Origin of the sequence: Hymenobacter telluris (assembly GCF_017313265.1) — a bacterium.
Taxonomy (GTDB): domain Bacteria; phylum Bacteroidota; class Bacteroidia; order Cytophagales; family Hymenobacteraceae; genus Hymenobacter; species Hymenobacter telluris.
Genome location: NZ_JAFLQZ010000002.1, coordinates 191,752 through 211,890 on the forward strand (window position 1 = coordinate 191,752; position 20,139 = coordinate 211,890).

The 20,139-nt window shown below is 56.0% G+C and carries 18 protein-coding genes; 7 read left to right on the top strand and 11 right to left on the bottom strand.

The features are described from left to right. Nucleotides 1-109 precede the first annotated feature (109 nt). Nucleotides 110-595, bottom strand: a complete 486-nt coding sequence (locus J0X19_RS03175; RefSeq protein WP_206981015.1) for a YdeI/OmpD-associated family protein — start codon at nt 593-595, stop codon at nt 110-112. A 168-nt stretch (nt 596-763) separates the two neighbouring features. Here J0X19_RS03175 and J0X19_RS03180 point away from each other — a divergent pair, with 168 nt between their 5' ends. Continuing rightward, nucleotides 764-1,498 (top strand): LytR/AlgR family response regulator transcription factor, encoded by a 735-nt coding sequence (locus J0X19_RS03180; RefSeq protein ID WP_206981017.1) that lies wholly within the window; start codon nt 764-766, stop codon nt 1,496-1,498. 136 nt (nt 1,499-1,634) lie between these two features. Here J0X19_RS03180 and J0X19_RS03185 read toward each other — a convergent pair whose 3' ends face one another. Beyond that, nucleotides 1,635-4,085, bottom strand: coding sequence for a hybrid sensor histidine kinase/response regulator (locus J0X19_RS03185; RefSeq protein ID WP_206981019.1), 2,451 nt, complete (start codon nt 4,083-4,085; stop codon nt 1,635-1,637). A gap of 351 nt (nt 4,086-4,436) precedes the next feature. On the opposite strand from J0X19_RS03185, the gene J0X19_RS03190 reads away from it, so the two are divergent. Beyond that, nucleotides 4,437-5,420, top strand: a complete 984-nt coding sequence (locus J0X19_RS03190; protein ID WP_206981021.1) for an AAA family ATPase — start codon at nt 4,437-4,439, stop codon at nt 5,418-5,420. Nucleotides 5,421-5,444: 24 nt separating this feature from the next. Here J0X19_RS03190 and J0X19_RS03195 read toward each other — a convergent pair whose 3' ends face one another. From J0X19_RS03195 to J0X19_RS03205, 3 genes are all read right to left on the bottom strand, one after another. After that, entirely contained in the window at nt 5,445-5,744 is a 300-nt protein-coding gene (locus J0X19_RS03195; RefSeq protein ID WP_206981023.1) for a hypothetical protein, read from the bottom strand. Between the two features lie 246 nt (nt 5,745-5,990). Then, entirely contained in the window at nt 5,991-6,818 is an 828-nt protein-coding gene (locus J0X19_RS03200; protein WP_206981025.1) for a hypothetical protein, read from the bottom strand. Continuing rightward, complete coding sequence (locus tag J0X19_RS03205; protein ID WP_206981034.1) at nt 6,815-7,375, bottom strand: RNA polymerase sigma factor; 561 nt, start codon at nt 7,373-7,375, stop codon at nt 6,815-6,817. The genes J0X19_RS03200 and J0X19_RS03205 overlap by 4 nt, the downstream gene beginning before the upstream one ends. A gap of 236 nt (nt 7,376-7,611) precedes the next feature. On the opposite strand from J0X19_RS03205, the gene J0X19_RS03210 reads away from it, so the two are divergent. Continuing rightward, on the top strand, nt 7,612-8,424 hold the full coding sequence (locus tag J0X19_RS03210) for a class I SAM-dependent methyltransferase (protein WP_206981042.1): 813 nt from the start codon (nt 7,612-7,614) through the stop codon (nt 8,422-8,424). On the opposite strand, the gene J0X19_RS03215 is transcribed toward J0X19_RS03210, so the two are convergent. The 3 genes from J0X19_RS03215 to J0X19_RS03225 form a co-directional block, all read right to left on the bottom strand. Continuing rightward, a complete protein-coding gene (locus J0X19_RS03215; protein ID WP_206981043.1) occupies nt 8,421-9,692 on the bottom strand; it encodes a lipopolysaccharide biosynthesis protein in 1,272 nt (423 codons plus the stop codon). The genes J0X19_RS03210 and J0X19_RS03215 overlap by 4 nt on opposite strands. 55 nt (nt 9,693-9,747) lie before the next feature. Then, nucleotides 9,748-10,932 (bottom strand): glycosyltransferase, encoded by a 1,185-nt coding sequence (locus J0X19_RS03220; RefSeq protein WP_206981045.1) that lies wholly within the window; start codon nt 10,930-10,932, stop codon nt 9,748-9,750. Nucleotides 10,933-11,086: 154 nt separating this feature from the next. Further along, entirely contained in the window at nt 11,087-11,350 is a 264-nt protein-coding gene (locus J0X19_RS03225) for a hypothetical protein (RefSeq protein ID WP_206981048.1), read from the bottom strand. A gap of 197 nt (nt 11,351-11,547) precedes the next feature. On the opposite strand from J0X19_RS03225, the gene J0X19_RS03230 reads away from it, so the two are divergent. The 4 genes from J0X19_RS03230 (at nt 11,548) to J0X19_RS03245 (ending at nt 17,835) form a co-directional block, all read left to right on the top strand. Then, entirely contained in the window at nt 11,548-14,430 is a 2,883-nt protein-coding gene (locus J0X19_RS03230; protein ID WP_206981050.1) for a TonB-dependent receptor, read from the top strand. A gap of 47 nt (nt 14,431-14,477) precedes the next feature. Further along, nucleotides 14,478-15,920: a cell shape-determining protein MreB gene (locus tag J0X19_RS03235; protein WP_206981051.1), complete on the top strand. Its 1,443-nt coding sequence runs from the start codon at nt 14,478-14,480 to the stop codon at nt 15,918-15,920. 161 nt (nt 15,921-16,081) lie between these two features. After that, the gene (locus J0X19_RS03240) at nt 16,082-16,972 is read left to right on the top strand and encodes a YicC/YloC family endoribonuclease (RefSeq protein ID WP_242582000.1); all 891 of its coding nucleotides are present in this window, start codon (nt 16,082-16,084) and stop codon (nt 16,970-16,972) included. Between the two features lie 317 nt (nt 16,973-17,289). Continuing rightward, the gene (locus J0X19_RS03245) at nt 17,290-17,835 is read left to right on the top strand and encodes a hypothetical protein (protein ID WP_206981056.1); all 546 of its coding nucleotides are present in this window, start codon (nt 17,290-17,292) and stop codon (nt 17,833-17,835) included. Between the two features lie 119 nt (nt 17,836-17,954). On the opposite strand, the gene J0X19_RS03250 is transcribed toward J0X19_RS03245, so the two are convergent. The 3 genes from J0X19_RS03250 to gcvH all read right to left on the bottom strand — a co-directional run bounded on the left by J0X19_RS03250 (nt 17,955) and on the right by gcvH (nt 20,114). After that, the gene (locus J0X19_RS03250; RefSeq protein WP_206981058.1) at nt 17,955-19,205 is read right to left on the bottom strand and encodes a M28 family metallopeptidase; all 1,251 of its coding nucleotides are present in this window, start codon (nt 19,203-19,205) and stop codon (nt 17,955-17,957) included. A 101-nt stretch (nt 19,206-19,306) separates the two neighbouring features. Then, nucleotides 19,307-19,714, bottom strand: coding sequence for a VanZ family protein (locus J0X19_RS03255; protein ID WP_206981060.1), 408 nt, complete (start codon nt 19,712-19,714; stop codon nt 19,307-19,309). Nucleotides 19,715-19,733: 19 nt separating this feature from the next. Next, nucleotides 19,734-20,114 (bottom strand): glycine cleavage system protein GcvH, encoded by a 381-nt coding sequence (gcvH, locus tag J0X19_RS03260; RefSeq protein WP_206981062.1) that lies wholly within the window; start codon nt 20,112-20,114, stop codon nt 19,734-19,736. Nucleotides 20,115-20,139 lie beyond the last annotated feature (25 nt).

Genomic DNA, 20,139 nt, shown 5'->3' on the forward strand with positions numbered 1-20,139 from the left:
ACAGCACAATCGGCCAAACAGGCAGAAGACTATACCACTGCCGTTACTACACCGGCTAGCCGCCCTGATTTTCAGGGGTGGCAGCGCCTGCCCGTTACCGATTTGGTGGCTATGATTTCCGGAAAGGATGCCGACCCAGCGCCAGCCGTTCGGCTAGCTCCACTGCCCGGCGCGCTCGGGTTTCCGGCAGCTTGGCCGAGGCAACGAGCTGCGCCATAGCACGCCGGTGGCTGGCCGAATAGTGATGAAACCCGGTTTCGGCTTCGGGCCAGGCGGCCAGGGCTTCGGCCAGCTCTTCGGGTAAGTCCACCACGTCTGGCTGCGGGTCGGGCATGAGGCTAACCGTTACGTGCTGCCCCAGCTGCACGTCGGCCGCGCGGCACAGGTCTTTATTCAGCATCAGATAGCGCCCGCCACCGGGTAGCGGCAGCAGCCCCAGCCGCACCGGAAAGCTGTTTACGGTGCCTACCATGCGCTTGGCAGCCTTGCCTCCCAGGGCCTCTACCACTAGCGGCGGCACCACCACAATTTGGGTTGGCATAAAGCTAGGACCACCCGGTTCCAGCAGCGCCTGAAAGGTTTGATAATCAGCCATACTTGAAAGTAAGCTAGGGTCATGAGTGAAGCGCAACTGAAATTAGCGGCCCCGAAGCGAAGCCAGGCAGCTTCAGCATTTTCAGTAAAACGGCTACTCCCGCAAACAACTCTTATATTTCGCTAAATAAGCTACATATTTCGGCCTTTTCTCACATTCTGCTATTCTATGTCCAATCCGGGCGCACTCACATGCTTGGTCATCGACGATGACACGATGAACCGGCTCACGCTGGAGCACTACATCGGCCTAACAGAATCGTTGCAGCTAGTGGCTTCGCTGAGCGACGGCGCCCAGGGGCTAAACTTCTTCCGGGCGGGCAATAAAGTAGACTTACTGTTTCTGGATGTCGAGATGCCCAACCTCAGCGGGCTGGAGCTGCTGCGCGTCCTCACCGACCCGCCCGAGGTAATCCTGGCTACGTCGTATGAGCATTTTGCCGTCGATGCTTTTGCCTTGCGCGTAACCGACTATCTGGTAAAGCCTTTCGATTACGCCCGGTTCAGCCAGGCAGTGCAGCGCGTGTTGGAGCGCCGCCCAACATCCACCATTCAGCCCGCACCGCCCAGCGCCCCGGCTCCCCCGCCTTCCTCCGACCTGTTCGTGAAGGTGAACAACCGCATGGTGCGCCTCAACTTCGACGAGGTGCTGTACATTGAGGCCCTGTCGGACTACGTGACCATCGTCACGCCGAAGCAGAAGCACATCGTCTATACCACGCTTAAGTCGTTTGCGGCCCGCTTGTCCTTCGACCATTTCGTGCGCGTGCACCGCTCCTACATCCTGAATATGAAGCAGGTGGAGTCTATAGAAGACAACACCGCCCGCTTGCCTGGCGGCCACCAGATACCCATTGGCGTATCGTATCAGGAAGCTTTTTTCCGCAACCTGAACCGTTTTTAGGCTTTACAACAAAGCGTATTGCCGAAAAGCTACTTACTGAAAGGCCGTACAAAATGTAGCGCGGAAGCCACAGGAAATCTGTTCCGCGCTACATCTCATAATAGCAAAACCTGTCAGGTTCAGGCTCCAGGATGATTCAGCCCACCGTTTGCTGCAGTGAGGCGCACACTCGTTCCAACAAGCCGCTCAAGCTCTGGGCAGCCGATTGGCGTGCTTCAGGTACGGCGTTCAGGTCTTCGAGAACCGATAGGTAATCGAAAGCAGCGGTAATCTGAAACAACTTCAGGGTGGATTTCAGCTTGTGCGCCAGCGTGGTTAGCGCCAGCCAATCCTTGTCGGTAGCGGCCGCCTGCAAGTCGGTGGCGGCCACGGGCACCTCCAGCAGGAATACGTCTATCATGCGGCGCATAAACTCCTGGTTGCCGTGGGCGTTGCGCTCCAGTTGGCTCAGGTCGAAGAGCGGCCCAACCGGCTGCACTGGTTCCGCCGAAGCACTGGCAGCAACCGTCGGCGCGGGCGCAGGCAAAGGCGCCGTGACGGGAAACAGCTGGCTTACCAGTTTCTGATACAGGTCGGTTTCCTCGAAGGGCTTGGTTAGGCAGTCGTTCATGCCGGCTTGTAAGTACCGCTCCCGGTCGGCGCGGAAGGCGTTGGCGGTGAGAGCAATAATGGGCACGCTGGCCCGCGCTGGGTCGGTGCTTTGCCGGATGGCCTCGGTTACTTCCAGCCCGCTCATACCCGGCATCTGAATGTCCATCAGCACGGCATCGTAGGTGCGGGCCTGGAACAAGGCCAGGGCGTTGGGGCCATTCACGGCGCTATCTACGGCAATACCCCAGTTCTTGAGAATGAGCGTGGTAAGCTGCCGGTTCACGGCGCTGTCTTCGGCCAGCAGTACCCGGGCTCCTTGCAGGCGCTGGTAATCGGGCACGGGCGGCGTGGGAGCCACCTGCTGGTCGGCGGCCTTGGGCAGCGTGAGCGTAAACATAAACCAAGAGCCCTGCCCCGGCGTGCTGGAAAGCTCCAGCTTTCCGCCCAACTGTTCCACCAAGCTGCGGCTGATAGTGAGACCGAGCCCGGTACCACCAAAGCGCCGCGCCGTATCGGTATAAGCCTGGGTGAAATTCTCGAAAATCTGCTGCTGCTTTTCAGCCGGAATACCAATGCCCGTGTCGCGCACCCAAAAGCGAATGGTAACAGCCTCCGGCGTCTCGCTAAGCACGTCGGCTCCCAGCGTAACGCTGCCACGCTCCGTAAACTTGATGGCGTTGCTGAGTAAGTTGAGCAGTACCTGGTTCAGCCGGTACGGGTCACTCATCACCACTGGTTCGGTGAGAACCAGCGGCTGAATATCGAAAATCAGGCCTTTTTCCGCGGCCCGGTAGGCCAGCGTTTGGGCGGCCGTCCGAACAGATTTACTGAGGTCGAAAGCAATGTGTTCCAGTTCAAGCTTGCCGGCCGAAATCTTCGCCATATCTAATACATCATTGAGCACAGCCAGCAAATTACGGCCTGATGCCAGAATGGTGTCTAGGTATTGGCGCTGCTGGGCGTCGAGTGGGGTTTTGGCCAGCAAACCGGCCATACCCAATACGCCGTTCATGGGCGTCCGGATTTCGTGGCTCATATTGGCCAGAAAGTTTTCCTTGGCCAAGGCGTTGGCCTCCGCTTCGCGTTTGGCACGCAGCAGCTCGCGCTCCGCCTGCACGCGTTCAGTTATGTCTTGCCCGTAGGCTACCACGTAAGGCTCTTGGCCCGGTTCATCTACTCGGAAATTATTGAACAGCACGTAATGACGCTCGTTTTGTTGATTGACAATTTTCATTACCCCTTGGCGATGCTTGCTGGTGCTGATTTCGGTAAGATATTGCTGCACTTCGCTTTGCAAGGCATGGGGTACGGCCTGGGTGAGGTGTGCCCCTACAATAACCGAAGCTGGCAGCCCCATCAGCTCCTCCACCGCTGGGTTCACCGACAGCATGCGGCCCTGCAAGTCGTGGGTGCCAATAAGGGCCTGGGTATGTGCCAGCAGGTCGCGGTAGCGCTTTTCACTTTGTTCCAGCGTGTCGCGGGCCGCTTTTACCTCTGTAATGTCGGTGGCAATGGTTAGCACGTACACGGTGCCATCGGGCTGGGGCAACGGCAGCTTATCCAGCTTAAACCACAGTATCTGTCCGTCGGCCAGGGTATAAGAACTCTCCTGTGACACAGGCTTCTGCTGGCTCAGCACGGCGCAGTGCGCAACTTCCCAGGCCGGCAGACTTAGGTTTTCGGTTAGGTCGAGGTGTAGCGGCGTAACGGCGTAGTGGCTGCGCTCAGCCAGTTCATCGAAGGCGCGGTTCCGAAAAACCAGTTGGCCCTGGGCGTCGCGGACGTACATAACGTGGGGGCTGGTGTCCGTAATCTGCCGGATCAGAGCTTGCCGTACGTCGGCGGTAGCGTCGGGCTGCTGGTTGCGCGCCTGGAGTTGCTGTTCGCGCTGGCGGGCAGCTGCTAGTTCCCGCCGTAGCTCGGCCACCTGCAACTCGGCCGCGGACTGCGCTGGCTGGCTGGTGAAGAGCGGGGTGGGAGAAGCAACTGATTTCATATAGTATAACAGGCTCTACGCGGTTTCTAGCCTCACTAAGGTACGGTTAGCCCTTTCGCAAGCCAGCTCACCTAGCTGAACTATACAACCTAGCCGCCAAGTACCCCAACTCACTCGGTCAGTAACTATAGCAATTGCCTTATGAATTGCAATTTCCTCTGTTAAGTACAATTAGTGTGTTTCTCATTTAAAGGCTTATTAGAAGGATTGAATTGGGCTTTGGGGTTGAATTACTTTGCTGGACAACAGAAGCGGGTAGGAACTGCGTTGTACAGCGTGCCAGGTTCTTAATGCCCACGAAGCCGCCTGATTCTTTACCTTAGTGCCACTTCCTTTCTTTGCCTACTGCGTATGCTTTCGCCTACTTCCGATTCCACCCCCGATTATCAGCAGAAAATCAAGCAAGTTTTCGCCGAAGTAGGCAAAGTGGTAGTGGGGCAGCAGTACATGGTTGGCCGGCTATTGATTGGCTTGTTTACAGGCGGCCACGTGTTGCTGGAAGGGGTGCCAGGCTTGGCTAAAACGCTTACTATCAGCACCTTGTCGAAGGTATTGCACCTGGATTTTCAGCGGGTGCAGTTCACGCCCGATTTGCTGCCGTCCGACTTGGTGGGCACCATGATTTACAACCAGAATCAGTCGGTATTCGAAGTGAAGAAAGGGCCCATCTTCGCCAATCTGGTGCTGGCCGATGAAATCAACCGTTCCCCGGCCAAAGTGCAGAGTGCCTTGCTGGAAGCCATGCAGGAAAAGCAAGTAACCATCGGCGAAACCACGTATCCGCTGGATTTGCCGTTTTTGGTGCTGGCCACCCAGAACCCTGTGGAGCAAGAAGGCACCTACCCGCTGCCCGAGGCCCAGGTCGACCGGTTTATGATGAAGGTGTTTGTCGATTACCTCAAGAAAACCGATGAGCTGGAGGTAATGCGCCGCATGGCCAATATGAGCTATGTAGGCGAGGTAAACCCCATCCTGACCAAAGAGGATATTTTTGGAATCCGGCAGCAAATCAACCAAGTACAGATTTCCGAAACGCTGGAAAAGTACATTATCGAGCTGGTATTCGCCACCCGTAAACCAGCCGACTACGACCTGGCGCAGTTTCAGCAGTATGTGCAGTTTGGCGTGAGCCCCCGGGCCAGCATTGCGCTGCACCGGGCCGCCAAAGCCGTAGCCTATTTCGATGAGCGGGACTACGTGCTACCCGAAGACATTAAGGACGTTGCCGCCGATGTGCTCAACCACCGCATTCTGCTCACCTACGAAGCCGAAGCCGACGGAATCCGGACTCAGGATTTGATTGAAGCTATTCTGGGTAAAGTGCCTATCAGCTAAATAAACTGCGCCGAAGCGCGGCGCCTACTGAATAGTGGTGGTCAGGGCTGGCAGATAAAAAGCAGTAGGCTCAAAAAAGGGTACCGGGCCGTTAGGAGTGCCGGGGCGGATAGGGGTGATGTTGCGCAGCAAACTAGAGTGGGTAGGTAATTGGCTAAGTTGGGCGCTGGCGGCAGTACGGCTCGTCAATCGACCTACTATCAGAAGGGAAAACAGGAAAGCCGTGAGCAGCCATAGCTCAATAGAGCGGGTACGGTCAGCCGAAACGGTCTGATTATGAGCAGGTAAGGACGGTTGGGTAGAAGCGTGTAGTAAAACAGACATAGCAGTACTATAAGGGCCCTTCAGCACGGGTAGTTAGCAGGTAAAACGTGACTTGGCTCTCAGATTCAAGCGCGCTCTTGCCCAGACAGGACGACTGGCCAAAAGGCTGCTGCGTGTTGCTCGTAAAGTGAATAATTAAAGTTCGACAGCAACTAGAAGAAGGGTATGCTGCTGATGAATAGAGGGTTGAAGGAAAGTTTAGATTCCTGTTTTTTTACTTAAAACTATAACTGGTGCCAACTATTGCTAGGAGGCTGGCTGGCCGGCCCGGCGTGGCCCAAACAGGTGCTGCCAGTGCTTGGTAATAGAGTTGCGAATGCGCCGCAGCCGGCCTCCGCGCTCTTCCAGCCGGTGCTTTGGCACCCGGTATTCGGGGCGCCATTCGCGCAGGCTCTCGTTTTTAAAGCTTTGCTTCGGAAGCTCCGCGGCGTATTTGGAATGCGCTGAGCCGGCGGTATCCCGCAAGCGCAGGTTGGTGGCCTCCGTCGGCGGGGTTACTAGCGCGCTATTTTCAAGCTGACTGCTGGGTACTACCTGGGCCGGCGAGGGCTCCGTAGCAACTGGGGCAGTGTACACTACGGGTACTTCGGCAACAACCGGCTGCGTAGCAGCTATACCTGTAGCAGAGTCGATAGGCTCGGGAATGGCTGTTGCGCTGGCTTTACGGTCAACAGATGCAGCCAAGACCGGCCGCACGCGCTTAGCCACGGGGCTGGCGCTTACAACTGGCACAGCGTGTATTGGCTGGCTGGCTGGCGGAAGCTGTGGTGCCTTGTAGGCAGTCAACTCTTTGGTTGGCTGCGGGTCGGGCCGGGCAGGTGCCTGCGTAGTTACGGCTGGCTGCGAGTTTGGCGTTGGCTCAGTAGGATGCGGTAACAGCCAGCCCACCGCTACGCCCACCAGCCCAACTGCTGGCAACAGCAGAAGTAGCGGCACTTTTCGGGGCGGGCCCGGCATTGCCGACAAATGACCTTCAATACCACTCCAGATATGGCCGGAAGGCGGTAAGTCAAAGTCACTGAATGTGTCACGCAACGACTGGTCCAACCGGTCGTCTTCGGGTTCCTCCATCATAGTCGGATGTAGTTATTCTGTTGTAGATAAAGATGTTGCAATTGCTTGCGGGCTTTGCTGAGCTGAGCTTTTGAGGTGCTTTCCTGTATATTCAATAATTCACTTATTTCGCGGTGAGAGTAGCCGTCTACGGCGTACAGCATGAGAACGAGCCGGCAGCCATCGGGCAGCTTTTCCATGAGGGCCAGCACTTCCGCCACGTTCAGCCGGTCGAAGGCCGAGGAATCGGTGGCGGGTGGGTCGGGTATGTCATCGAGGGTAGCGCCTTGGGTTTGGCGGCGGAGCCGGCCGCTTTGCCAGTGGTTGATGGCCGTTGTCACGACAATGCGTCGAATCCAGCCTTCAAGCGTGCCCTCAGCCCGAAACTCGGTTAGGTGAGTGAAAACTTTCACGAAGGCATCTTGCAAAATGTCTTCGGCTTCCGGGAGCGTACGGGCGTACCGCCGCGCCACCCCCAGCATCCGGCCGGCATAACGAGCGTACAACGCCCGTTGAGCGGCTGGTTCGCGGCGGGCGCAACGGGCAAGCAGAGCGTCGAGTTCGGAAGAGGCCGGCATGCAAGGTAGTTTCACCCCCCGAAGTGGGTTGCACTAGGCAGACAAGCGGCGACGCTAAAAGGCTGCTAGCGGGGACAGATTTTTATTTATCGGACACTAAAACGAGAGGGCTACTCCACTATCGGCTGTGTTTTATTCTTACTAATAACGCTGTTTTTGGTAAGCTCAAGCGGCCTCGAAAGGTAAAATCCCGAACACACGCTTAGCTTTGCGCGGTCCTCTATAGATGCTGCACATTGTCACGTATTTCCAAAACTCTGCGCGGTCTGGCTAGTCTGGTTCGTAATCCGTGGCTGCTCAACAATGTGCTGGCCACCGACGAAACGGCGTGGCAACAGCGGGCCGCCCGCCATTCCGGGCGGGGAGTAACGGCGCAGGGACTGCCGGCAGTGCCACTCACCCATTTCCTCTCTGCCGGTACGCATACGGTGCGGCCGTTTGCTTTCCGGGATGGCGGTTCTTTGCCAACCGATTTGCTGCTGCTCCGCGCTATAGTGGGGCTGGTGCCAGCATGCCGCTACTTCGAGATTGGGACGTGGCGCGGCGAAAGTGCCGCCAACGTGGCGGAAGTGGCGGCTTCGGTGCATACGCTCAACTTGTCGGCCGACGAAATGCGCCAGCTGAAGCTAAGTGAGCGGTACATAGAGCTACACGGTTTTTTTTCGCGGCCATTGCCCAACGTGGTGCACCTGCACGGCAACTCTGCCACGTATGATTTGGCTGGTCTGGGGCAGTTCGACGTGGTGTTTATTGACGGTGACCACCGGTACGAAGCCGTGCAAACTGATACGCGCCGCGTGTTCGAACACTTGGTAGGGCCGAATACGGTGGTGGTGTGGCACGATGCCAGCCGCCAGCCCGCACAGCCGCGCTGGGAAGTGCTGGCCGGGATTCTGGATGGGTTGCCGGCTTCAGCGCCGGGACAGTTAGTGCAGGTTGCCAATACGTTGTGCGCGCTGTATTCGCCGGCGGCTTTGCCCACGCATACGCCCAACCTGCTCGCCGACCCGGTGCCGTATTTCGAGCTTACGTTGCAGGTAAAACCCTAGCTGCCCAGGCGCTGCCGCACCAACGACCACGCGTAAGTGGCATCGGACGGCCCCGGCAGGAAAGACCACGGCGCCGCACCCGTAGCCCGGTGAAAGTGGTGAAGCAAGAAAGCAGCGGACACCATGTACGACAGCGTGCTAGCCAACGCCGCGCCGCGAATGCCGAAGCGCGGAATCAGGAACGTGCAGGCCGCCAACGTCATTAATAGGCCCAGCACGGAAGCGGTGTTGTTGATGCGGTACTGCGCCAGCCCGGCAAAATAGCTGCTACACAAAATCTGGAGGGCCATAATGATGCAGCCGGGAGCCAGCAGCAGAATAACCGGTCGGGCGGCGCTAAATTCCGGCCCGAACACTGCTGCCAGCACTGCCGGAGGCAATAGCGCCAGCACGCCAACGGCCCCCATCGTGCTCAGCACTGTGAGCCGCGACACGCGCATAGCCGGTGCTATGGGAGCGGCTACTTTATCGGCATGTATTAAATCGACATACTGCACCAGCGCCGTGCTGCGCGGAATCAGCCAGATGGCCTCGGTCAGGGCTACGCCTACCGAGAGGATGCCCACGGCACGGGCATCGGCAAAATGCGCCACGAAATAGTAGCTGAGGCGGTAATTGGCGAAGGCCAGAATATTGGAGAAGTGCGCTCCTCGGCTGTGGCGGGCCAACTCCCGAACGGTAGCCCGCAGGCGGCGGCCACCGCGCCGCCTACGGTCGGGCTGCTGCCACAATGGGCGCAAGCTCAGCAGTAGCGGTACGCTGTAAGCCAAGTAGCTGGCGTAGTAGTATACGGGCACTACGCGCTGGTTGAGGACCATAAATGCCAGCAACAAACCACCCGCCAGCAAGGCTACTTGTCCGGCTACCAAGCGGTTGTAGGCCGCTTCCTGCCGCCGCCCGAGCAGCAACGACGTATTTATTGACAGAAACGCCTGCAATAAGGCCAGCGCCAGCAAGTGGCCGAGGTAGCCGAGCGACACGTTGCGCACCGAAGCCACCACGGCAGTGCCTGCCAAACAAACCGCTGTAGCCCAGCCGTAAGCAGGCAGCAGCAGGTGCCACAAGTTCCGGCGGGGCGCTAGGTAGATGAGCGAGGAGCCTCCTAGCAATCCAATAAATAGAAGCAGCGCCGCACAATCCGTAACAAACAAGCTCACCGCGCCGCGCCCCGCCGCCCCCAGGTAGCGCGCCGTCAGCCACACCACCGCAAAACTGAGCAGGGCCGTAGCTAAGCGGGTGACGAAATTACCAAGGATGCGGCGGACCATGCTTGTAAGTGAATAGTACCCAGAAAAAGAGAAAGTGAAATGGTGTGGGTAGCCGTTAGTGTACTCCTAAAACGTCTTTGTAGAAAGCCGCAAATGATTGCCCAATAGCTGGGTAGCTGAAATGAGAATCGGCGTATTGCCACAGGTGCTGCGCGTCGAATTGCTCGGGATGATCTAGCACCCGGAGCAAGGCTGCCGCTAATGCGTTTTCGTCGCGGGGCGGTACCAGATAGCCGCGGGTGTTGTCGGCCGGTAACAGCTCGGGCACCCCGCCTACGTGGGTAGCTACGGCAGGCAGGCCGCTGGCCTGGGCCTCTACCAACACGCAAGGCAGATTCTCATAGTTGCTGAACAATACAAAGCAGGCACTCCGCCGCATTTCAACAGCTACCTCTGCTGCCGGAAGCTTACCCAGAAACGTAACGGTACCCTCCTGGGTCAGGTGTAAGTCGGCTGCTAGTTGTTGCAGCTGCGCCTCGGCCCGCCCGTAGCCAGCAATGCGTAGCCGCACCTCAGGGTGGATAAGCCGCAACCGAGCTACCACGCGCAGCAAGCCACTCAGGTTTTTGGCTTGTTCATTGAAAGCGGCTACATGCAACAACCCGTGCCGCTGCCCTGGCTCAAGGGGCGGATGGAAAAGCTGCGTGTCCACTACGTTCGAAATTATTACCGTCCGGGCGTTGCGTATTCCCAACTCACTTAATGCCTCGCACAGGTTCCTGGATACGGTATGCAGGCCCGCCGCCGCCCGTACCACCCGTTGCGTCAACCACTGCCGCCGCCCTCCTATATGGTGTGCGTTCTGAGGAAGGTACAGCGTCCAGTGCTCAGTCACTACGTACGGAATACCCTGCACAAGTTTCAGAAACCACGCAAACAGCCCCGTCCGTAGCAGCACGTGCACATGTATCAACTGCGGTGGGTGGCCCCACTGCCGCCGCAGCCGCCGGTAGCCTAGTCCCAGGCACCAGAAGTAGAGAACAAGCTTTAGCGGCTTATCCAGCAGCCCAAAGCCCGTGGGCCGGGCACGGTAGTAGTAGCGTAGGGTAGGCACGCTTGCATGCAAATCCGCTTCGCAGTCTATCAGGCGGGGCAAGGGGCCACGCGCTACGGCGGCAAAAAGCACCGCCGTTTCGGCGTGCGGGGCAATAGCGGCTACGTGCCGAGCTATAAAGTCGCCGTCCTGGTCGTCGTAGCGGTTGGGATACCACTTGGGCAGGTGCAGAACGCGGGGCTTCATTAAAGAGAGGGTAGGGGAAAGGGAATGGCCGCAAGCCGGCACAATGTACTACTTCCCGTCGGCGCAATAGTTTGCCGCCGAAATAGCCACTTTGCAACATAAAAAAAGCCTGCCCCGAAGCAGGGCAGGCTTTTCAACCATTGTATGGGGAAATCTATTGGGTAACTACGAAGCGCACCGCCTGCGCGGATTTACCAGTCGCCACCGAAACCACATATAACCCAGCCTGCCACAGAGCTGGCCGCTCAATAGTGTGCGCACCAGCAGCCAGTTTCTGGGCGTTGCGTACCGTGGCTACGGTACGGCCGGTAATGTCCAGCCCGCGCCCTGTTGCAGCGCCAGCCTTTTGCAGCCCGAATGTCAGCTTGGTGGTACCCTCGGGTGGGTTAGAAGCTACGCTCAGCTTGCCTCGGCGCATCGACGGCTTTGTTGGCCAAGGTTGTGCCTGGTTGGTGGTTTGTTACAGGTGGTTACTAGGTAAAAGCTAATTATATTCTGGTTTTGCCATGTAGGAATCCCGCATTAGATGCTGGAAAAGGGCCTTTACGATTTGGTAATATTGAGGATACACTGAGGTAACGCTGAAGCAGGAGCTTTGCGGCATAATTCAAGCCCATGAACCTGATTCTTACCCGTTTTCTGACTTTGCTGCTGTTCTTACTTGCTAGCAGCTCCGCCATTTGGGCCCAGACCGGCACCATTAAAGGCACCGTAAAAGATGCCACTACGCAGGAGCCTATTATTGGGGCTAGCGTAGGCGTGCCAGGCACTTCCATTGGGGCCGCCACCGACCTCGACGGCAACTTCACCCTGAACAAAGTGCCAGTAGCTACTTATTCGTTGGTTATCAACTCGGTATCTTATTCCACCAAAACCATTCCGGGGCTGCAAGTGGAATCGGGCAAGGTAGTGGTAGTGAATACCCAGCTGAACAGCTCCTCGGCCGCCCTCGGCGAAGTGGTAGTAACGGCGCAACGCCGCACCAATACCGAGGTAGCCGTTATTTCGGAAGTACGCAACGCGCAGTTAGTAGCCGTGGGCGTATCGAGCGAGCAGATTGTGAAGTCGCAGGACCGCGACGCCGCCCAGATTGCGCGCCGCGTGCCGGGCGTAAGTATTCAGGACAACCGTTTCGTGCTGGTACGCGGCTTGGTGCAGCGCTACAACGCCGTGATGCTCAATGATGTGATGACGCCTAGCTCGGAAGTGGATACGCGGGCGTTTGCCTTCGATATGATTCCGAGCAGCGTTATCGACCGGATGATGATTTTCAAGTCGGGCTCGGCTGAACTGCCCGGCGACTTTGCCGGTGGTGTAATTAAGGTATACACCAAGCGCGCCCCCGAAGAGAACTTCACCTCGTTCAGCGTGCAAGGCGGCTACCGCAATGGCACCACGTTCAAAGACGTGCAGAAATACGAAGGCGGCAAATACGATTGGCTGGGCTTCGACAGCGGCAAACGCACCATCCCCGACAACTGGCCCGGCAAAATCAGCCGTGACCTTCCCCTCACGCTACAGGCTGCTTATGGTCGTCAGTTGCCCAACAACTGGGCAGTGCGCTCGGCGCAGGCCGCTCCCGATTTGCGGCTTTCTTTCAGCATGGGTCGTCGTTTCGAGCTAGGCGAAAAGCAAGTAGGTACGCTCACCAGCCTCAACTACGGCAATTACCACGTAGCCACCACGCCTAATCTGACCTTCTATACTTTGGGTGACGACCCCAAAGCTACCAACGCCGAATACCAAGACCAGGCTTACAACAATGAAGTGCGTTTGGGCGTGGTGCAAAACTTCTGGTTGCGTTTAAATAGCCACAGCACCCTGGAGTTCAAGAACCTGTTCAACCAGCTCGGTGCCGCCGAAACGGTAGTACGAGAAGGTGAAGATAAGGTAGCTTCCAACGAATCTCGCTCGTATTCCGAGCGGTTTGAGAGCCGTAGTATCTATTCGGGCCAGCTGATTGGCAACCATGAGTTACCCAACGACAAAACAACCGTCAACTGGGTAGGTGGCTTTGCTTATACCCACCGCACCGAGCCCGACTGGCGCCGGGTACGATACCTGCGCCCCCTAGGCGGACTTGACACCGACGGTTCACCTGCGCCTTTTGGGGTAGCAACCGGTGCTCAGCCTGTATTGACGGATGCTTCGCGCTATTTCTCTAAGCTCAACGAGCGAGTGGAATCAGCGGCACTCAATGTAGTGCATCAATTCACAACAGATTCCACCAATAAAGAAGGTGGCATCAAGTTGAAGGCCGGGCTTTATGCTGAGCGCAAAGACCGTGACTTTTCGGCCCGCTGGTTCGGCTATACCAACGTGGGCAATACCGGTGCTACTGGCAGCGGTACCCGCTTGCAACCCGTCGACCAGGTGTTCAGCAACCAGAACCTGACCGGCCAGAACGGCGGCTTTGCCTTACAGGAAGGTACTGACCCCAACGACGTGTACGATGCTAGCAACACCCTGGCGGCCGGCTATGCCAGCCTTACTCTGCCACTCGGCAAGTTTACGGGGGTAGCAGGCTTCCGAGGCGAATACAACGACCAAGTGGTGAACAACCAGTTCCGCGGTGGCGGCACTGTGAAAGGTGGGCAGCGCCTGTTCAGTCCCTTGCCTTCTCTAAACCTGTCGTACAACCTAACCGATAAGATGCTGATGCGTGCGGCTTATGCCTCAACCATCAACCGGCCTGAGTTCCGGGAGCTTTCCACTTTCCGCTTTTACGACTTCAACCTGAATGCCGACGTGCAAGGTAACGCCTCCCTGAAAACGGCTAAGGTTCAAAACCTTGATTTGCGCTGGGAAATGTATCCTTCTACGGGCGAGCAAATCACACTGGGCGGCTTCTACAAGCACTTCAACGACCCTATTGAAACGTTCATGAACAGTTCGGTGGGTGGGGCCAACGTGTTGGGTTATTCCAGCGTGAACACGCAGTCGGCTACCAGCTATGGAGTGGAAGCCGAAGTACGGAAGTCGCTGGCCGGTATATCTGCCTCGCGGTGGCTGGAGCGCCTGTCGTTTGTTGGTAACTTCTCCTACATCTACAGCCGAGTAGAACTAGGGGAGTACGTAATGATTCCGGATGCCAGCGGCCAAGTGAAGTCGACCTATGTAGGTGATACGCAAACGCAGCGCCGCCCTTTGCAGGGCCAGTCTCCTTACCTCATCAACCTAGGTGCTTATTACAACGACGACGAGCGTGGTACACAACTGAGCTTGCTCTACAACGTGGTAGGCCCGCGCATTTTCGCAGTAGGCAACGTCGACAACCCCACTCTGTTTGAAGTGCCCCGTAACGTGCTGGACCTGGTCCTGACCAAGCGTCTGGCCAAACACTGGGAATTGCGCGCCGCCTGGCAAGACATCTTCAACCAGCCCGTGCAGTTGGTGCAAGACTTGGACCGCAACAACAAGTACTCAAACAACGATGGTGCCTACCGTTCGTTCCGCCGGGGCTCCAGCACCACGCTGGGTCTGAATTTCAATTGGTAATAGCAGCCGTTGGCTCCTCTATTGTTTCATTCACCCAAACCCCTTTTATGAAACGCTTTCCGAAAATGTTGCTGTTGGCTATGCTGGCCTTAGCCAGTGCTTCGTCGCTCAGCAGCTGTGAGGACAACAACGATAACGCTCCTTCCACGCAAGATCCCAGCGGCCCAACCGATAGCGCCGGTCGTGTGATTCTGGAGGGCGAGATTAGCGCAAACCGCACGTTGCGCGCCAACGAGAAATATCTGCTGAAAGGCTTTGTGTACGTCACGAGCGGTACCACCCTAACTATCGAGCCCGGTACTAAAATCTTCGGCGACCAGACCACCAAAGGGGCGCTGATTATTGAGCGTGGCGCCAAAATTATTGCCGAAGGCACCCAGTCGAACCCCATCGTTTTCACTTCCGCCAAAGCGCCCGGCACCCGCAACTACGGCGACTGGGGCGGGCTGGTACTGGTGGGTAGCGCGCCCATCAACCGCTCACTCAGCACGGAGATGGAAGGCGGTATTCGTGGCAATTTCGGGGGCACCAGCGTAGCCGATAATTCAGGCAGTCTAAAATATGTGCGCATCGAGTTTGCTGGTATTCCGCTCTCGACCACCGCAAACAGCGAAATCAACGGCCTGACGATGTACGGCGTAGGCTCGGGCACCCAAATCGACTACGTGCAGGTGTCGTATTCCGGCGACGATTCCTTCGAGTGGTTTGGCGGCACCGTAAATGCCAAGCACTTGGTAGCTTACCGCGGCTTCGACGACGACTTCGACACCGATTTTGGCTTCACCGGCAAAATACAGTACGGCCTTTCCCTGCGTGACCCGCAATTCGCCGACCAGTCCGGTTCCAATGCCTTTGAGTCAGACAACTTCAACCCCGGCACTCCTGCCACCGGCGACAATGCTGGCCTCCCGCTAACGGCACCTGTGTTTAGCAACATGAGCGTGTTCGTGACGGCCGGTGCGCCTCCCACCACTCAAGCGTCGGGTAGTGGGGTATACCAGTCGGCTATGCACCTGCGCCGCAATACGGCTATCAGTATCTATAACTCTGTATTCGCAGGGTATCCTGAAGGATTGCGCCTTGACGGCATTTCAACCTGGTCGAACGTTCAAGGCAATAATAACGCGCAGCTAGACCTACGTGGTATCACTGTTGCAAACTGCAACACGCCACTGCGGGCTACCAATAACACTGGTACTGGTGCTTTCACCGATGCGGATGTGCAGACGTGGTTTAACGGCTCCGGCAAAAACAACCAGGTAGTGGCTAGCACTGGTCTGATGGCCCTGGGCCTGAATGCCAACTCGTTCAACCTCAATGGCCCGGCTTTCACGCTTCAGAGTAGCTCGCCGCTGCTGACGGGCGCTATCTTCGTTGGCAAAACCGCCGACTCATTCTTTACCAACGGCTCGTACCGGGGCGCTTTCAACGGCTCCGACAACTGGACTCAGGGCTGGGCCAATTTCGACCCACAGAACACGGCCTACTAGTTCGTAGCTGCATAATACTGCTCTCTTGCAAAAGAAGCCGGAACATATGTTCCGGCTTCTTTGTGTTCAGGCCAGTTCTGGTTCACCTGTTGCGCTACTGACCGTGGCGTGGTAGCTACCTTTGCCTTATATCCCTTTCACTTCCCTATATGCTCCAATCGATGACCGGGTACGGCGTTGCGCACCGCGACACTACCCTCTATTCCGCCAACGTTGAGGTTAAGTCTCTGAATTCGAAAACTCTAGACCTCACTCTTCGGCTACCACGCTTTTTGCAGGACAAAGAATTGGAGATTCGCAACCTTGTGGCTAAGAGCTTGGTGCGCGGGAAAGTGAACCTGAATTTCGATTTTGCCCGGGTGCGCGCTACCGGTGCGCAAGGCACTATTGTAAACCAAGCAGCTGTAGCGGCTGCTTATCAGGAACTAACTGAGTTGAGCGCGCGCACCGGTGCTTCGCTGGAGCAACTGACGGCTATTGCCAAAGCGTTGCCTGGCAGCCTGCGTTTGCCAACGGAAAGTGCCGTCCAGCCCGAGCAGGAAGACGATACTATAATAGGATGGGAGGAGCTGTTGCCGCTAGTGCAAGAAGCACTGGACCGCGTAAATGAATTTCGGCGTACGGAAGGCCAAGCGCTGACCACTGAAATCTTAAGTTACCTCGACAACATCCGGATTCAGCTAGCTGAAATAGAACGCCACGACCCAAGCCGGGTAGAGCAGGTACGGGAGCGGCTGCGCACCCATCTAGCCGACTTGGCCAGTAGCGAGCAATTCAACCAGAATCGGTTTGAGCAGGAGTTGATCTACTACATAGAGAAGCTAGATATCGCCGAGGAAAAAGTACGGTTGGTCAGCCATTTGCACTATTTCACCGAAACTGTATATATCCCAGAGCCCACGGGAAAGAAATTAGCGTTTATTTCGCAGGAAATCGGACGAGAAATCAACACAATCGGTTCTAAAGCCAACGACTCTATTGTACAGCACCTAGTAGTCGGTATGAAAGAGGAGCTAGAGAAAATAAAAGAACAAATCAATAATATTCTTTAAGTGCAATTAAATGCGGTGTCACATTGAATATAACTTTTCAATGTGACAGTATAATTGATATTGCGCTTTGCCTCCTGTTGATTTTAGTCTATTACTCATGATTCAGTTTCATTGATAAATTTATAAAATAAGATTATGCCTCAGAATGCTTTAAAAAAGGCGTTTTTAACGACCTGCGATGAATGTGCGATATTTATTTTTTGGATATTTCTTGCAGATGGAATTTTAGTTCGTAAATTGTGTTATCCAAACAGAGTATCACTGTGATGCTTGGAGATAAACTTAAGTTGATATCCACCTTTTTTCAGTCACTTATTATGAAAAAAGTAGTACTTTTTCCTCTGTCTTTCTGCCTCATGCTTTTGCTGGCGGCATTCCGGCCTTACGCTGAAGTTGAGCTCATCAAAAAGCGCGTTCTGAGTGAGCGGGTTGAGATTCTTATCCCCAAAGGATTTGAAGTGATGAGCGAACAGCAAATGGACTTCAACTACGCACGGGCGCAAAGCCGGCCCAGCGTAATCTATACCAACAGCAAAGAAGCTAGCCTAGCCTTCACGTACACGGACAACACTGCCGATCAGGATATGATCGACATCTACGCCAACAACTTCTACAAAACCTACTCCAAGCAGTTTAAAGAGGCTAAATGGTTTGGGAATGGAGTGAAGGAAATCAGCGGCCGTAAGGTGGGTTATCTTGAGCTAATGAAGCCTGAACTTGGGCACGAGGTATATCAGTTGATTTTCTTCACTGACGTAGAAGGCAAGCTCCTGATGTGCACTTTCACCTGCGCCGACCGTCAGAAGCCGGAGTGGGAAACTGTAGCCAAGCAAATTATGGCCTCAGTTAAAACCAATGAATAAGCACCAAGCTTAATATCCTTCCTTAACAGGAAAAACCCTTGCGGGGATCTGAATGCTGCCAATGGCATTCGGATTCCCGCAAGGGTTTTTATTGAGCCCTGGATAGCTCCTAAGCTACTTCACTTGGTCTCCGGTTGCGTTTGGAGCGCATCAAGAAAACTGCGGATTAATGTAAAGACGTTGGCGAAAGCAGTAAGCGGCAATGTTTCCGGCCGGTCCTGCACATCGTGGTAGGCTGCTATGCCACCACGGGTGTATAAGAAGAAAGCCGGTACACCTCGCTCTGAGAAAGGGAAGTGGTCGGAGTTGGCAGCTTTGCCTCGAGCGGCTACACTTTTCAACGCGTGTTGCGACTCGTTGAGGTGTTGCAGCAGTTGGAACTGCGCAGGAAACTCTCGGCCATTCACTACGGTGGCCCCTTCGTCGCCAGTGCCTAGCAAGTCAAGGTTTATCAGGAAACGGATGCGGTTCAACGGTATCAACGGATGTTCCACAAAGTACCGTGAGCCAATCAAGCCAGCCTCTTCGGCGCCAAATGCTAGGAAAACCACAGAGTAGGCTGGCCGGTTTTCAGGCCGGGTATAGTGCGCGGCCAATTCCAGCAACATGGCGGTGCCACTGGCGTTATCATTAGCTCCTGGAAAATACGCTTCGTTGCCCATTTGACCCAGATGGTCGTAGTGGGCAGTAACTACCAGAAACGAATCGGGTTGGATCCGGCCGGGGATATAGCCAACAATATTCTGGGTGGGGTACTGGTGCCGTAAGTTGGCTTCCACTCCGATGGTAAGCCACGGTAGCGCATTCTGCCAACGGTCGGAGAGGAGTTGCAGGCGTATCTGGGGGCTTTGCTCAGCACTTAAGGAAGCAGTAAGTTTCCGCGCTACCAGCGTAATACGAGCAGCTGCGCCATTTAAGGAGTTGCGCAGACTATCGTCGGGAAAATTGGGGGCCTCTAGCCGGGCCAGCTGACGAGCAGGTATCACCACGGCTTGGCCAGCCAGCCTGTGCGCTAACCACCGACGACGAGCGGCGGCATCGGTGAACACCAGCGAATCAAAGATAATGGCGCGACTGGCTACGTGGCCGCCCCCGGAGTTGGGTTCGGCAATGAAATCAACGCCAGGCACAAAGCGCCGAGCAGACTTGTGTGAACTGCCAGCGCTGGCCTGAAACTGTAGTTGCCCCGGAAAAGTATTGACGTCGAGCGAAAAAGCCTGGGTGTATTTTGGGGCTAATGGCTGTAGTCCAAGCTTCTGAAAACGTTGGCGCAAATACGAGGCGGCCCGCTGTTCACCTTGCTGTACGTAGCCTCGCCCGTGCATGGCGGGAGCAGTGAGGTCCTGAATGGTTTGCCGGACCCGCGGCATATCTTGAGTAACACCCGGAGTGGTAGTCAGGAAGTAAACAGGTGCTATCCATAACCACTTCTTCACGGCCCCGGGCATGGCTACTGTATTGGAATAGCTGGTTACTCCCACCAACGGCGCGTGGCATAGCCTAGCAGCAAGCCAACTACTACACCCAAAGCGTCGCTGATGCCATCAGACCATTCGCCGTGCCGGCCGAGGTTCATGGTCATTTGGAGTACTTCAATCAGCAAGCCGAATGCAGTACCGCCTAGTAACACTACCAGGTAGCCCCACCGCCGTAATTGCGGCCAAGCCTGCTGCCGGCGAACCGAGAAAATGGTGAGTACAGCCAGTACCACAAACACAAAGGCATGAGCCGCCGTGTCGAAGGAGATTAACTCCCACGGAGGTAGCTCCGGCATTTCCTGCGCCGGGGTTAAGGTCAGCACTAAAACCACGGCCGCCCACGCCAGCGGCAGCCCCATCAGGGGCCGGCGCCGGGGCGTGGGCGGGGCAGTTGCTAGCATAGAAGCCACAGCGGAATACTTATGCGCCTACCAACTCGCCATAGGCTTCAGCCGACAGTAAGCCTTCCAACTCGGCAGGATTAGCAATGGAGATTTTCACCATCCAACCGTCACCGTAAGGGTCGGAGTTTACGGCTTCGGGAGTGCCGTCGAGGTGGCTGTTGATTTCCAATACCGTACCTGAAATTGGGCTGAACAGGTCGGATACAGTTTTTACTGCTTCCACGGTGCCGAACACCTCATCCTGCGCAATTTCTTTGTCGAGCGTGTCGATATCCACATACACGATGTCGCCGAGTTCTTTTTGGGCGTGGTCGGTGATGCCAACGTAGGCAACGTCACCTTCAACGCGGACCCATTCGTGCTCTTTGGTGTATTTGAGGTTTGCGGGCAGATTCATGGAAAGCTGTTTTGAAAAGGAGGGA